The organism is Streptomyces sp. NBC_00986 (assembly GCF_045162565.1).
In the GTDB taxonomy this organism is placed as follows: domain Bacteria; phylum Actinomycetota; class Actinomycetes; order Streptomycetales; family Streptomycetaceae; genus Streptomyces.
Genome location: NZ_CP108733.1, coordinates 1659096 through 1671446 on the forward strand (window position 1 = coordinate 1659096; position 12351 = coordinate 1671446).

The following is a 12351-nucleotide window of genomic DNA, read 5'->3' on the forward strand; positions in this document are numbered from 1 at the left end:
GAAATGCCCCCGCCTGGCGGCGGACCCGGTCATCGGACCAGGTCCGCCGCCAGGTTCGCGATGTTGGAGAGCAGCGCCGTGCCCCGCCGCGAGTGGTCGTAGCCGGAGAGCGGGTAACCGTTGCTCAGACAGGCGAAGGACAGGCCCGACTCCGGGTCCATGAAGCCGAGTTGGTAGGCGGCGCCCGCGCTGCCGAAGAGTGACGGCGAGCCGGTGGAGGGCAGTTGGCTGCCTGCGTCGGGGCCCGCCACGGTCACGAACAGGCCCATGCTGGTACGTCGGCTGCCGCCGCCCCCGTAGATCTGCTCCCCGTACGGGAGTTGGGTCAGCCGGATCCGGGTGCCCTCCGCCACCGCCTCCGGCTTCCACAGGCCCGAGTGCTCCAGTGCCTGGAAGTACAGGGCCACGTCGGCGGCGGTGGCGACCAGGGCGTGGCTGGGTTCGCCGGCCGCCAGAACGCGGGGGTCGGAGAGATACCACGGTCCCCAGGGGTCGGGTTCCTGGGTGTCGTCGGTGCGGTCGGTGGCGATCATCGGGGCGACGGTTCCGGGTTGGCGCTCGACCGGGACACCGAGTTCGATCGAGGTGAGGCCCAGCGGCCGGGCGATCCGCTCGTGGAGGTAGTCGGCGAAGGGCAGCCCCGTGCGCCGTTCGACGATCTCGGCGATCAGCCAGGCGGCGGCGGTGAGATGGAACTGGAAGCGGGTGCCGGGCGGCGTGTCGAGCCGCCAGCGGCCGAAGGCGGCGAGCCGTTGCTCACGGTCCAGCATCTTCGGGTAGCCGAGGGGCGCGAAGGGGAAGCCGGCGGTGTGTGTGAGCACCTGCTCGACGGTCACCGTCTCCTTCCCGTTCGGCCCGAACTCCGGGATGATCGCGGCGACTTGCTCGTCCAGCCGCAGGAGTCCCTCGCCGAACAGCTTCCACACGACACCGGCGACGATCGACCGGCCGACGGACTGTAGGACGTACCTGGTGTGCGGGCCGGCATCCCCCCAGGTCTCGAACGCCACCAGGCGACCGCCGCGAGCGACGGCGACCTGCGCGGACGGCAACGGTCCGTGCTCGACCTCCAGACGGATCCGGCGCAGCAGGACGTCCAGCCGGTGCGGGTCCACGCCCACGCTCGCCGGGTCGACGACGGACTGGTCAGTCATGGGCTTCTCCTTGGCCGGGCTCGTGCAGCAGGCGCCGTACGACCTTGCCGTTGGCGTTGCGCGGCAGGTCGTCCACGAACCACCAACGGACGGGGACCTTGAATCCCGACAGCCGGGCGCGGGCGTGCGCCCTGAGCGAGACGGGTTCGGGCGGGGCGTCGGGGTCGGCCGGCACGACGAAGGCGACGACGGTCTGGCCGAGCCGGTCGTCGGTGGCGCCGGTGACCGCCACGTCGGCGACGCCGGGGTGCGCGGCCAGGACGGTCTCGACCTCCAGCGGATGGACGTTCTCGCCACCCCGGATGATCATGTCGCTGCCCCTGCCGTACAGGTAGAGGTAGCCGTCCTCGGCCACGCGGCCCAAGTCACCGCTGTGCAGCCAGCCTTCGGCGTCGATCCGGAAGAAGTGGTCGGCGCGGGCGTGGATCTCGCCGATGCCGTCCGGTCCGGCGTCCCGCACTCTCAGCTCGACCCCGGGGGCGGGACGTCCCACGGACCGCAGCAGATCGGTGCGTCCGGCGACCGCCTCCCGGTGGTCCTCGGGGGTGAGCACGCTGATGGGCGAACCCTCGGTCTGCCCGAACATGTTGAGCATGCGGACGCCGGGCATCGCCTCGTACGTCCGTCGCAGGGTGCCGGGGCGGACGGGCGCGCCGCCGTACTGGAGGACCCGCAGCGTCTCGTGGTGCGCCTGGCCGGCCGCCAGCAGGGTCTCCAGCATCGCCGGAACCATGCTCGTGTGGGTGGCGCCGAGTTCGCGCAGCAGGGCCCAGCCCTCGACGGTGAAGCGGGACAGACCGGTGATCAGGGCACCCGCGGCGAGGGCGACGGCGATGTTGCCGAGGCCGGCGATGTGATGGAAGGGGGCGCTGCCCCCGTAGAAGCTGTCGGGATCGAGCGCGCAGAGGCGGCCGTTGACGCGGGCGCGGGCGGCCAGGCGGCGTTGGGTCATGCGGACGGGTTTGGGGAGGCCCGTCGTGCCGGAGGTGTGCAGGACTGCGGCGAGGTCGTCCGGCCCAGCGGTCAACGGCCTTGTGCTCGGGCGGAGTTCGGGGACGACGACGGCGCGGCAGCCGGACAGCTCGGCGACCTGCTCGCCGAGTTCGGCGAACTCGGGCTGCATGACGAGGAGTTGGGCTCCGGATGCCTCGACCACGGCCGCGATCTCGTACGGCGTCATACGGACGCCGAGCGGGGCGAGCGGGTGACCGGATCCGGCGCCGCCGATGACGAGCGCGAGGGCGTCGGCGGAGGTGGCGGCGAGGGCGGGTACCGGGGCGCCGGGGTCGAGGCCGAGGGTGTCCAGCCAGTCGGCGGCGCCTGCCGCCCGGTCGAGGAGTTCGTGTCCGGTCCGGGTGAGGTCCCCGAACCGGACGGCGGGACGGGAGTGGTCGTAGGCGGCGAGCACCGTCGCCGTCCAGGTCAACTCCTGTTCGCCGCCCACCGGTTCAGGGCTCCAGGAGGGCCGTCGCGGTGCCGGTGACCACCTCGGCGCCGTCCTGGGTGACGGTGCGCAGCGAGAAGTGGGCGACCGGGCCGTCCGGCGTGTCCTCGACCGACTCGACGGTCGCGGTGGCGGTCAGGGTGTCGCCGGGCCACACCTGGGCCTTGAAGCGCACCCCGAAGGTCAGCAGCGCCTCGACGCCGACCCAGTCGGTCAGGACGCGTCCCGTCATGCCCATCGTGAGCATGCCGTGGGCGAAGACGCCGGGATAGCCCGCGACCTCGGTGGCGAACCGCTCGTCGGTGTGCAGCGGGTTGAAGTCGCCGGACGCGCCCGCGTATTGGACGATCCGGGTGCGCTTGAGGTCGTCGACCGGCACACTCTCGCGGGTCTCGCCGACCTTCACGTCGTCGACGCTCAGGCTCATCGGGCGTCCTTCCGGGTTGCGGGGCCCTCGGGCACGACGGCCACGGTGCGGGCGCTGACGACCGGTTCACCGTCGGCGTCCCGGTACTCGGTGATGCGCTCACTGAACAGCAACAGGCCGGTACGACCCTGCTTCTCCCAGCTGCGTCCGGCGACTGTGGTCGCGTACAGGGTCTCCCCCGCGCGCACCGGCCGGTGGTACTCGAAGTGCTGCTCGGCGTGCAGACCGCCGCCGCCCTCGGGCATCACGCCGGACCCGGCGCCGGACCCGAACCACTCCTCGCCCGGTTTGGGCCGCAGTCGGTAGTCGGGGTCGTGGTGGGCGCTCGCCATGGTGAAGGTGGGCGGCGCGAGCGCGCTCTCGCCGACGTAGTCCGGGTTCTCGTCGCCGATGGCCCGGGCGAACATCAGGATGTGCCCGGCCTCGACGGGGAACGGCTGCCCTGTCATCTTCCTTCTCCTCTGTCAGTACGGCAGGAACGCGTCTGTCAGTACGGCAGGAACGCGTCGCGGGTGGCCTCGTCCGGGTCGAAGTCCGGGGGCAGGCCCTCGAACTTGGGCTCCCGTTTCTCCACGAAGCCGGCGACCCCTTCGCGGAAGTCCGGCGAGCCCGCGAAGAACTCCATGGCGGAGTACGAGCGGGCGAGCGCTTCGGTGAAGGGCCGGTCGAGATCGCCGTAGACCTGATGGCGTACGACGGCCATGGCCCGCGGTGAGCAGTTGCGGGCGATGTCGCGGGCGTACGCGCGAGCCGCGTCGAGCAGGTCCTCGGGCTCCACGACCCGGCTGACAAGGCCGAGTTGCTTCGCCTCGTCGGCGTCGAAGACCCGGCCGGACAGGAGGAGGTCGAGGGCGTTCTCCAGGCCGATGACGCGCGGCAGCACGTAGGGGAGGTTGTACTCGCCGGCGAGGCCGCGGCGGGTGAAGGCGGTGGTGAAGCGTGCCCCGCGGGCGGCGAACCGTACGTCGCAGATCAGTGCCTGGACCAGGCCGATGCCCGCGCAGGCCCCGTTGACGGCCGCGATGAGCGGCTTGGGCATGTTCCGCCTGCTGTACATGGGCACGCGGGCCTGGAGGTTGAGGGACTGGCCCGGCTGCGCGTTCTGCTCCAGCCGCTGGACGTCCATGCCGGGGCAGAAGGCCCGGCCGGCGCCGGTGACGATCACGACGCGGACGGCAGGGTCGTGGGCGGCCTCGTCCAGGAGGGCGAAGAAACGCCGCTCCATCGGGAGGCTCCAGGCGTTCTTGCGCTCGGGCCGGTTGAGGGTGACGGTGGCGACGCCGTCCTCGTCGACCTCGTACAGCACCAGGTCCCGGTCGGGTTCGTCGGACATCGCGTCACTCCTCGGTCAGCGGTTCGATGGCGTCGCTGGATTGGATGGGTTCGCCGACGCCCGGTCGCTCGCCGGAGATGGTCACCACGACCTGCCCCCGGGCGCAGACGATCCCGTCGGTCATCACGTCGACGTCGGCGAAGTGCAGTCGGCGGCCCCGGCGGACGCAGCGGGCGTAGGCGACGGCCTCCCGGCCGCGGGCGGGCGCGAGGTACTGCACCGACATCGAGACGGTGCTGAGCCGGCTGCCCTTCTGGAAGTCGTGCCCGGCGATCACGGCGCCCGCGCCCGCGGTGTCGATGAGCGCGGAGAGCACTCCGCCGTGGAAGACGCCTTCGTGAGCGGTGAGTTGCTCGGCGTAGGGAAGGACGACCTCGACGCCGTCGGGGTCCCAGCGGACCATGCGCAGGCGACAGAGGCGGTTGAACGCGACGCCGCGCTCCCAGCGGGCCCGGAACCACTCGCGGCGTTCGCGTTGTTCCTGGTCGGTGAGGGGTCTCGCCGCGACGGTCATCCGCACGCCCTCCGGTCTCGGCCGGTCAGCCGATCCATATAGTTACATGAATTGGATAGTTGAAGCAATCAAACAGGGCGCAGCCGGAGCGCCAGATGTATTATTTATATAACTCATTCGATGTCCGTGAACAGAGGGAGACCTCGATGCCGTCGACCGCCCTGGCCGGGATCCGCGTCCTCGACCTGTCCCGCATCCTCGCGGCACCCCTGGCCACCCAGATGCTGGGCGACCTCGGCGCGGAGGTCATCAAGGTCGAGCGGCCCGGCACCGGCGACGACTCACGGACGTACGGTCCGCCGTTCGCCCCCGGCACGGACACCGCGGCCTTCTACCTCTCCTGCAACCGCAACAAGCGGTCCGTGACGGTCAATCACGCCACCGCCGAGGGTCAGGAGTTGATCCGCTCGCTCGCCGCCCGCTCGGACGTCCTGGTCGAGAACTTCCGCGCGGGGACGCTGGCGAAGTACGGCCTCGACCACGAGAGCCTGCTGGCACTCAACCCGCGCCTCGTCTACCTCTCGGTCACCGGCTTCGGCCAGACCGGCCCGTACGCCGGACGCCCCGGCTACGACGGGATCTTCCAGGCCATGTCCGGGATGATGAGCGTCTCCGGCCACCCCGACGAGCCGATGAAGGTCGGCGTGAGCATGGTCGACATCCTCACCGGCCTGTACGCCGCCACGGCCGTCCTGGCGGCGCTGCGGCACCGGGACGCCACCGGCGAGGGCCAGTTCGTCGACCTCTCCCTGCTGGACTGCGGGCTGGCCTCGCTGTCGCACTTCGCGATGAACTACCTGGTCTCCGGGGAGGTTCCGCGCAGGCGCGGCAACGGCGGCTACGGCGGAATCCCCTCCCAGGCCTTCCAGTGCGCGGACAAGACGCTCTTCCTCGTCGCCGGGAACGACAAGCAGTTCGCCGCGTTCTGCACGGCGGCCGGCCGTACCGACCTGCTCCAGGACCCCCGGTTCGCTACGACCTCCGCCCGGATCACCCACCGGGAGGAGATCCTGCCGGTCCTCGCGGCGATCATGCGGACCCGGCCCCGGGACGAGTGGCTGGCCCTCCTGGACGAACACGACGTGCCGGCGGGCCCGTTCAACGAGATGCCCGAGGTCTTCGCCGATCCCCAGATCCGGCACCGGGGGATGCTGGTCGAGGCCGAGGACCCGGTGTCGGGCCCGCTGCCGCTGCTCGCCAACCCCATCCGGCTCTCGGTGACCCCGGTCGAGGGCTACGCCCCGCCGCCCGCGCTGGGTGAGCACACGGCCGAAGTCCTGTGCGGGCTGGCCGGGGTGACCGAGGATCAGCTCGACGGACTGCGGGCGCGAGGCGTCGTTTAGTGCTCCGACCGCGAAGGTTCGCCGGGTTGAACGACGCGCTGATTCGGTTGGGCAGGTGGACGTGGGTCGGCACTGGTGACGGTGCCGGTCCACCCGTCCGGTTGATCGGATTCGCGCCAGAGGACCTCCAGCCGTCTGTGCGTGAATTCTTCGGCCTTCTTGTGACAGGCAGCCTGCGCGTTACCCGGCTCGGACGAGGGCGCGGGATCGTTGAGAGCACCGTCGGCGACGCCCGACGGTTGGGTGAAGCAGATCGCGTACCGCCAGCCGTCGACGGTTCGGTAGAGCACGAGAGTCGTCGGGGTCCCAATGGTGCGCCAGTACGGCTGCCGCTTGCCTGCCATATCCGCACGGTACTGGCCCTGGTCGGGTCCACCACCACGATCAAGCAGCTTGGGTCAGAGGGTCGGGCGCTGGTGTTGCGCCGGCGCATGTAGACGTGCAGGGCCCGGCATACAGGCTGAACCTTGAAGTGGCCCAAGGATTTGCCAAGGAAATGGACCACACTCCTGGGCTGCTTCGCTCCTAAGGTCGGAGACACGACGACGTGCCCATAGCCGGACGGGCTCTCCATCCCTCCGGGAATTCCACCGAACAGACAGCTGATCGAGAAGGTGGCTCCATGAAAACGATCGTGGTGACGGACCAGGCCGCGGGAACAGCCGGGATGACGTTGGTGGAACGGCCCGAGCCGCAGGCAGCGATCAACGACGTCGTCGTTCGGATTCACGCGTCAGGATTCGTCCCGACCGAGATGGAGTGGCCGTCGACCTGGACCGATCGTGCCGGCCGTGACAGGACACCGTCGATCCCCGGCCACGAGCTGGCCGGAGTGGTCGCCGCCCTCGGCTACGGCACGACGGGGCTGTCGGTCGGGCAGCGGGTGTTCGGCCTCGCCGACTGGCACCGTGACGGCACCCTGGCGGAGTACGTGGCGATCGAAGCGCGCAACCTCGCACCGCTGCCCGGCGACGTCGACTTCACGGTGGGTGCGTCCCTGCCGATCTCAGGTCTGACCGCGTGGCAGGGACTGTTCCAGCACGGCCGCCTCCAGGCCGGCCGGACCGTCCTCGCCCATGGCGCGGCCGGGGCGGTCGGGACGATGGTGACCCAGCTCGCCCGTGAGGCCGGCGCCTACGTCATCGGGACCGGCCGCGCCGCGGACCGTGCGAAGGCACTCGACTTCGGCGCGCACGAGTTCGTCGACCTCGAGAACGACGCACTGGAAGACGTCGGCGGCGTCGATCTGGTCTTCGACGTCATCGGCGGCGACATTCAGAAGCGGTCCGCCGACCTGGTCAAGGCCGGAGGAACGCTGGTGTCCGTCGTCGGCCCGGTCGATGCGCGGCCCGCTGCCGGCCTGGCGGTGGACTTCGTCGTCGAGGCCGATCGTGCCCAACTGGGTGAGATCGTGCGGCGGGTGCGGGACGGACGGCTCCGGACGAACATCGACGACGTCTCACCCCTCGACGATGCCGTCGCCGCTCTCAATCCGACCGAGCGGCGCAGGGGAAAGACGATCATCCGCGTTCGTCCGTGAGGACGCGGGGACAGTGACCGGTCCTCCCCTCCTCGGGAACCCCGACGTGATTGCGGCTGGTGTGCGTCCGGAACGTCACCCGATCAGGGTCCGGCCGCCCTCCAACATCAGTGTCGCGCCCGTGAGATAGGCCATGTCGTCGCTCACCAGCGCGGCCACCGCCCGGCCGATGTCCGCCTCCGGGGCGCCGAGCCGGCCGAGCGGGATCTCCCGGGCGAGTTCCTCCGCCTTCCGCGGATGCGCGGCCAGATAGTCCTCCGCCGCCGGACTGAGCGCGGCCGGACAGACGACGTTCACACGGATCCCGTACGGCCCCCACTCCCGCGCGGCGACCCGGCTCAGGCCTCGGATCGCCTCCTTGGCCATGGCGTACGCCGCGAAGGTCGCCTCGCCCTGCACGGCGGCGGAGGAACCGAGGTTGACGACACTGCCGCGGCTCTCCCTCAGGTGGGGCAGGGCGGCCTGCATCGCGTGGAAGACAGCCAACGGCCCACTGCGGTAGGTGAGTTCGACATCGTCGTACGACGTCTTCTCCAGCGGTCGCTGCACCGACGACTGGGCGTTGTTCACGAGCACATCGAGGCGGCCGTACCGCCGTACCGTCTCGGCCACCATCCGGTCGACGTCGTCCCGGTCCCCCACATCCCCGACCACGGTGTACGCCTGCCCGCCGCGCTCGGCGATCTCCCCGGCGGTGTCCTTCAGCTTGGTCTCGGTGCGGCCGGTGATGACCACGGCCGCGCCCTCGGCGGCGAGCGCCAGGGCGATGCCGCGGCCCACGCCCTGTCCCCCGCCTGTGACCAGCGCCGTCCTGCCTGTCAGCCGTGCCATCACGTCTCCTTCCAGAAGGCCGTCCAGGTGGGGAAGGCGTCGGGCAGCGCCGGTTCCCCCGCGCCCTCCCAGCCGGTGAAGCCCACCGCCTGGGGGCGGTCGGTCACGTCGGCCGCGTACCAGTGCTGTTCGCGGCGCCGGGAGAAGTACCAGTCGCCGTCCACGCGCGCGTAGTCGTCGAAGTAGCAGATCGCCATCACGATCCACCGGTCCCCCACCTCGTGCTCGGCGCGGCAGTAGACCGCGCCGGTCGCGGTGTCGCGGCCGGTGAACTCGATGCGGTGGCCGCAGATCTGGTGGATCGAGCGATGGAAACCGCGTACGAGGGGCTCGATGTGCTGCCGCAGGACCTGGCGTCCCCGGCCGTGGCGTCCCATGTCCACGTCGGGGCGGAAGCAGCCGACCCAGGCGTCGAGGTCGCGGGAGTCCACGGCCAGGGCGTAGCGGACGGGCAGTTGCTGGATGGCCTGGTGGGACTCGACGCGGTCGAGGCGGTCCTCGGTCGAGGTCATGGCCGCGGCTCCCTCGGCAGACCGAGGACCAACTCCCCGATGATGTTGCGCTGGATCTCGCTCGAACCGCCGTAGATCGTCTCCGCGAGGGAGAGCAGGAACGAGCGCTGCCGGGTGTCGAGTTCGTAGTCCTCGCCCACGATCTGCCCGGCGGGCCCGGCCAACTCCATGGCCAGGTGGCCGAGTTGCTGGTGGCGAGTCGAGGCGTAGAGCTTCGCCGTGGTGGCCTGGGCACCCGGGGTGCGGCCCGCGGTCAGTTCGGCGATGGTCCGCAGGTTGGTGGTGCGCATGATGCGTACGGAGATCCAGGCGTCCAGGATCCGACGGCGCAGCATGGGGTCGTCGAGGGCGCCGCGCGCGCGGGCCAGGTCGATCAGCGCCTCGGCCTCCCGTTCGAAGCCGAGTTGCTGGGGCAGCAGGGTCGTGCCGCGTTCGATGCCGAGGGTGGCCATCGCGGTGCGCCAGCCCTGGCCGACCTCGCCGACGGCCATGTCCGCGCCGGTGCGGGCGTCGGAGAGGAACACCTCGGCGAACTCGTCCTGGCCGGCGAGGTTGCGGATGGGCCGGATCTCCACGCCGGGCTGGTCGGTGGGGAGGAGGAGCAGTGTCAGACCCTTGTGGCGCCGGGAGTCGGGGTCCGTGCGGGTGAGGACGTAGAGCCAGTCGGCGTGGATGCCGAACGAGGTCCACACCTTCTGCCCGTTGACCACCCACTGGTCACCGTCGCGCTCGGCTCGGGTGCGGACGGATGCCAGGTCGGAGCCCGCGCCCGGTTCGCTGAAGCCCTGCCCCCACAGCTCCTCGACGGCGAGGATCGGCGGCAGGAAGCGCTTCTTCTGGGCCTCGTCGCCCCTCGCGAGGAGCAGCGGGCCGAGCAGGTCGAGGGCGTTGACGGTGGCGCGGTAGGGGGCGTTCGCGCGGGCGTACTCGTACTCGAAGACGATCTCCTCGATCAGTCCGAGGCCGCGTCCGCCGTACTCCTTCGGCCAGCCCACGCCCAGCCAGTTCCCGGCCGACAGCTCGCGGTCCCAGGCGAGGCGCACCTCCCAGGCGGCGCCGTCGGTGGGGCCGCCCACGCCCCGGTGCGCGGCGAACTCCCCCACGAGGTGGTCCGCGAACCAGTCCCGCAGTTCGTCGCGGAAGTCGCGTACGGCGGGCCCGAAGTCCACTTCCATGTCTGCTTCTCCTGGGTGTCAGATGCCGAGCCGGGCGGCGAGCAGCTCCCGGTGGTACGCGGGTGTGCCGAGCAGTACCTCGGAGCTCTTGGCCCGTTTGAGGTAGAGGTGCGCCGGGTGTTCCCAGGTGAAGCCGATGCCGCCGTGGACCTGGATGGTGTCGCCGGCGACCTGGGTGAAGGCCTCCGAGCAGAACGTCTGGGCAAGGGCCGCCGCCACGGCGATCTCCGTATCGTCACCGGCGTCCAGGGCCCACAGTCCGGCGTACGCGGCCGAGCGGGCGGACTCGATCTCGACGAGCATGTCGGCGCACTTGTGCTTGACGCCCTGGAACGAGCCGATGGGACGGCCGTACTGCTCGCGGATCTTGGCGTACGCGACCGACGCGTCCAGGGCGGCGGCGGCTCCGCCGACCTGTTCGGCGGCCAGCAGCACGGACGCTGTCGCCAGGGCGCGCTCGAGGCCGGGCCAGGCCGCGCCCTCGGTGCCCAGCAGGCGCGCCGGGGTGTCCGTGAAGGCCACCCTGGCCTGCTTGCGCGTCTGGTCGAGGGTGGGCAGGGGGGTGCGGGTGAGGCCCGAAGCGTCGGCGGCCCCGACCGCGAAGAGGCTGATACCGGCGGGGGTGCGGGCGGCGACCAGCAGCAGGTCGGCGACGTGCCCGTCGGGGACGTAGGTCTTCACGCCCGTGAGCCGCCAACTGCCCGCTTCCTCACGGGCGGTGACCCGGATGCCCGGCTCGTCCCAGCGCCCGCTGTCCTCGGTGAGGGCGAGCGTGGCCACCGTCTCGCCGGCGGCGATGCCCGGGAGGAGTTCGGCGCGAGCGGCCTCGTCGTCGCAGCGCAGCAGCGCCTCGGCGGCCAGGGCGACGGTGGCGAAGTACGGGGCGCACAGCAGGGCGCGGCCCGTCTCCTCGAAGACGACGCCGAGATCGACGTAGCCGAAGCCGGAGCCGCCGTACTCCTCCGGTACGGCGAGTCCCTGCAGTCCTATCTCCGTGGCCATCCGCTGCCAGATCCACGGGTCGTGTCCGTGCGGGTCGGCGGCCAGCCGGCGCACGTCGGCCTCGGTGGCGTGCCGGGTGAGGAACGACCGTACGACCGTGCGCAGTTCGTCCTGTTCCTCGCTGAAGGTGAGATCCATGCCGAGCTTCCCGTCCTCGGTGCGCCCGTGTGCCGGACGCTTGCCGCCCGCCCCTCGATACAGTTAGATAATTATAGTATCCGCACTGAATACACCAGGAGCGCGACGTGACCGATCCCTACGCCCCGTTCACGAGCCTGACCTTCGAGCGGCCCGCGCCCGGTGTGCTGCGCATCGTGCTGGACGCGCCGAACCTCAACGCCGTGGATCCGCGCATGCACGGTGAACTGGCCGATGTCTGGCCCGTCATCGACCGGGACGAGGAGACCCGTGCGGTGCTGGTCCAGGGGGCCGGCAAGGCCTTCTCGGCCGGCGGGACCTTCGACTCCATCGAGGCCATGACCGAGGACTACGCCGTGCGCGCCCGGACGATGCGGGAGGCGCGGGACATGGTTTACGGGGTGATCAACTGCTCCAAGCCGGTGGTCTCGGCGATCCACGGCCCGGCGGTCGGTGCGGGGCTGGTCGTCGGCATGCTGGCGGACATCTCGATCGCCGGTCGCAGGGCGAAGATCGTCGACGGGCACACCCGGCTCGGGGTGGCGGCCGGCGACCACGCGGCGATCTGCTGGCCGCTGCTGTGCGGGATGGCCAAGGCCAAGTACTACCTGCTGACCTGCGAGGCGCTGACCGGCGAGGAGGCCGAGCGGATCGGTCTGGTGTCGAAGTGCGTGGACGACGAGGACGTGCACGCCGAGGGGCTGCGGGTCGCGACCCTGCTGGCCGCCGGACCGGCCAGCGCCCTCAGTTGGACCAAGCGGTCCCTCAACCACTGGTACCGCACGGCCCAGCCGCTCTTCGAGGCCTCGCTGGGGCTGGAGTTCTTCGGGTTCGGCGGGCACGAGGTCGTCGAGGGACTCGCCGCCCACCGCGAGAAGCGCGCCCCGGACTTCGAGGGCGTGGGCGGCAAGCACCCGATCGACCTGTGACCCATGGAC

General features: G+C 71.1%; 14 protein-coding genes. 3 read left to right on the top strand and 11 right to left on the bottom strand.

Annotated elements, in window-relative coordinates; all coding sequences use genetic code 11:
• Positions 1 to 29: 29 nt before the first annotated feature.
• Genes OG504_RS07380 through OG504_RS07405 form a run of 6 tightly spaced genes read right to left on the bottom strand, consistent with a single transcriptional unit; the run spans position 30 to position 4872 of the window.
• Positions 30 to 1154 carry a serine hydrolase domain-containing protein gene (locus OG504_RS07380; RefSeq protein WP_405989008.1) on the bottom strand — a complete coding sequence of 375 codons (1125 nt, stop codon included), beginning with the start codon at positions 1152 to 1154 and terminating at the stop codon, positions 30 to 32.
• Positions 1147 to 2598 carry a class I adenylate-forming enzyme family protein gene (locus OG504_RS07385; RefSeq protein WP_405989009.1) on the bottom strand — a complete coding sequence of 484 codons (1452 nt, stop codon included), beginning with the start codon at positions 2596 to 2598 and terminating at the stop codon, positions 1147 to 1149. Before OG504_RS07385 ends, OG504_RS07380 begins: the two co-directional genes overlap by 8 nt.
• A 4-nt stretch (positions 2599 to 2602) precedes the next feature.
• The gene (locus tag OG504_RS07390; RefSeq protein WP_405989010.1) at positions 2603 to 3025 is read right to left on the bottom strand and encodes a MaoC family dehydratase; all 423 of its coding nucleotides are present in this window, start codon (positions 3023 to 3025) and stop codon (positions 2603 to 2605) included.
• Positions 3022 to 3474: a MaoC family dehydratase N-terminal domain-containing protein gene (locus OG504_RS07395; RefSeq protein ID WP_405989011.1), complete on the bottom strand. Its 453-nt coding sequence runs from the start codon at positions 3472 to 3474 to the stop codon at positions 3022 to 3024. Before OG504_RS07395 ends, OG504_RS07390 begins: the two co-directional genes overlap by 4 nt.
• A 38-nt stretch (positions 3475 to 3512) precedes the next feature.
• On the bottom strand, positions 3513 to 4358 hold the full coding sequence (locus tag OG504_RS07400; RefSeq protein ID WP_405989012.1) for an enoyl-CoA hydratase-related protein: 846 nt from the start codon (positions 4356 to 4358) through the stop codon (positions 3513 to 3515).
• Between the two features lie 4 nt (positions 4359 to 4362).
• Positions 4363 to 4872, bottom strand: a complete 510-nt coding sequence (locus OG504_RS07405; RefSeq protein ID WP_405989013.1) for a PaaI family thioesterase — start codon at positions 4870 to 4872, stop codon at positions 4363 to 4365.
• Positions 4873 to 5018: 146 nt separating this feature from the next.
• On the opposite strand from OG504_RS07405, the gene OG504_RS07410 reads away from it, so the two are divergent.
• Positions 5019 to 6215 (top strand): CaiB/BaiF CoA transferase family protein, encoded by a 1197-nt coding sequence (locus OG504_RS07410; protein WP_405989014.1) that lies wholly within the window; start codon positions 5019 to 5021, stop codon positions 6213 to 6215.
• On the opposite strand, the gene OG504_RS07415 is transcribed toward OG504_RS07410, so the two are convergent.
• On the bottom strand, positions 6212 to 6559 hold the full coding sequence (locus tag OG504_RS07415; RefSeq protein WP_405989015.1) for a hypothetical protein: 348 nt from the start codon (positions 6557 to 6559) through the stop codon (positions 6212 to 6214). The two genes, OG504_RS07410 and OG504_RS07415, sit on opposite strands and share 4 nt — an antisense overlap.
• 278 nt (positions 6560 to 6837) lie before the next feature.
• Here OG504_RS07415 and OG504_RS07420 point away from each other — a divergent pair, with 278 nt between their 5' ends.
• Entirely contained in the window at positions 6838 to 7755 is a 918-nt protein-coding gene (locus OG504_RS07420) for an NADP-dependent oxidoreductase (protein ID WP_405989016.1), read from the top strand.
• A 75-nt stretch (positions 7756 to 7830) separates the two neighbouring features.
• Here the strand turns inward: OG504_RS07420 and OG504_RS07425 are convergent, their stop codons facing one another.
• From OG504_RS07425 to OG504_RS07440, 4 genes are read right to left on the bottom strand one after another with little or no spacing between them, the layout of a single operon-like run.
• The gene (locus OG504_RS07425; protein ID WP_405989017.1) at positions 7831 to 8586 is read right to left on the bottom strand and encodes an SDR family NAD(P)-dependent oxidoreductase; all 756 of its coding nucleotides are present in this window, start codon (positions 8584 to 8586) and stop codon (positions 7831 to 7833) included.
• Entirely contained in the window at positions 8586 to 9098 is a 513-nt protein-coding gene (locus OG504_RS07430) for a nuclear transport factor 2 family protein (RefSeq protein WP_405989018.1), read from the bottom strand. Before OG504_RS07430 ends, OG504_RS07425 begins: the two co-directional genes overlap by 1 nt.
• Positions 9095 to 10273, bottom strand: a complete 1179-nt coding sequence (locus tag OG504_RS07435; RefSeq protein WP_405989019.1) for an acyl-CoA dehydrogenase family protein — start codon at positions 10271 to 10273, stop codon at positions 9095 to 9097. Before OG504_RS07435 ends, OG504_RS07430 begins: the two co-directional genes overlap by 4 nt.
• Before the next feature lie 18 nt (positions 10274 to 10291).
• Complete coding sequence (locus tag OG504_RS07440; protein ID WP_405989020.1) at positions 10292 to 11413, bottom strand: acyl-CoA dehydrogenase family protein; 1122 nt, start codon at positions 11411 to 11413, stop codon at positions 10292 to 10294.
• 107 nt (positions 11414 to 11520) lie between these two features.
• On the opposite strand from OG504_RS07440, the gene OG504_RS07445 reads away from it, so the two are divergent.
• A complete protein-coding gene (locus tag OG504_RS07445) occupies positions 11521 to 12342 on the top strand; it encodes an enoyl-CoA hydratase/isomerase family protein (RefSeq protein WP_033278467.1) in 822 nt (273 codons plus the stop codon).
• Positions 12343 to 12351: the final 9 nt, after the last annotated feature.

What these genes read in the sequence shown, in the direction of transcription:
- OG504_RS07380 (WP_405989008.1), bottom strand. Translation starts at nt 1,154, where the DNA reads ATGACTGACCAGTCCGTCGTCGACCCGGCGAGCGTGGGCGTGGACCCG.
- OG504_RS07395 (WP_405989011.1), bottom strand. Translation starts at nt 3,474, where the DNA reads ATGACAGGGCAGCCGTTCCCCGTCGAGGCCGGGCACATCCTGATGTTC.
- OG504_RS07430 (WP_405989018.1), bottom strand. Translation starts at nt 9,098, where the DNA reads ATGACCTCGACCGAGGACCGCCTCGACCGCGTCGAGTCCCACCAGGCC.
- OG504_RS07415 (WP_405989015.1), bottom strand. Translation starts at nt 6,559, where the DNA reads ATGGCAGGCAAGCGGCAGCCGTACTGGCGCACCATTGGGACCCCGACG.
- OG504_RS07420 (WP_405989016.1), top strand. Translation starts at nt 6,838, where the DNA reads ATGAAAACGATCGTGGTGACGGACCAGGCCGCGGGAACAGCCGGGATG.
- OG504_RS07400 (WP_405989012.1), bottom strand. Translation starts at nt 4,358, where the DNA reads ATGTCCGACGAACCCGACCGGGACCTGGTGCTGTACGAGGTCGACGAG.
- OG504_RS07405 (WP_405989013.1), bottom strand. Translation starts at nt 4,872, where the DNA reads ATGACCGTCGCGGCGAGACCCCTCACCGACCAGGAACAACGCGAACGC.
- OG504_RS07440 (WP_405989020.1), bottom strand. Translation starts at nt 11,413, where the DNA reads ATGGATCTCACCTTCAGCGAGGAACAGGACGAACTGCGCACGGTCGTA.
- OG504_RS07425 (WP_405989017.1), bottom strand. Translation starts at nt 8,586, where the DNA reads ATGGCACGGCTGACAGGCAGGACGGCGCTGGTCACAGGCGGGGGACAG.
- OG504_RS07435 (WP_405989019.1), bottom strand. Translation starts at nt 10,273, where the DNA reads ATGGAAGTGGACTTCGGGCCCGCCGTACGCGACTTCCGCGACGAACTG.
- OG504_RS07390 (WP_405989010.1), bottom strand. Translation starts at nt 3,025, where the DNA reads ATGAGCCTGAGCGTCGACGACGTGAAGGTCGGCGAGACCCGCGAGAGT.
- OG504_RS07410 (WP_405989014.1), top strand. Translation starts at nt 5,019, where the DNA reads ATGCCGTCGACCGCCCTGGCCGGGATCCGCGTCCTCGACCTGTCCCGC.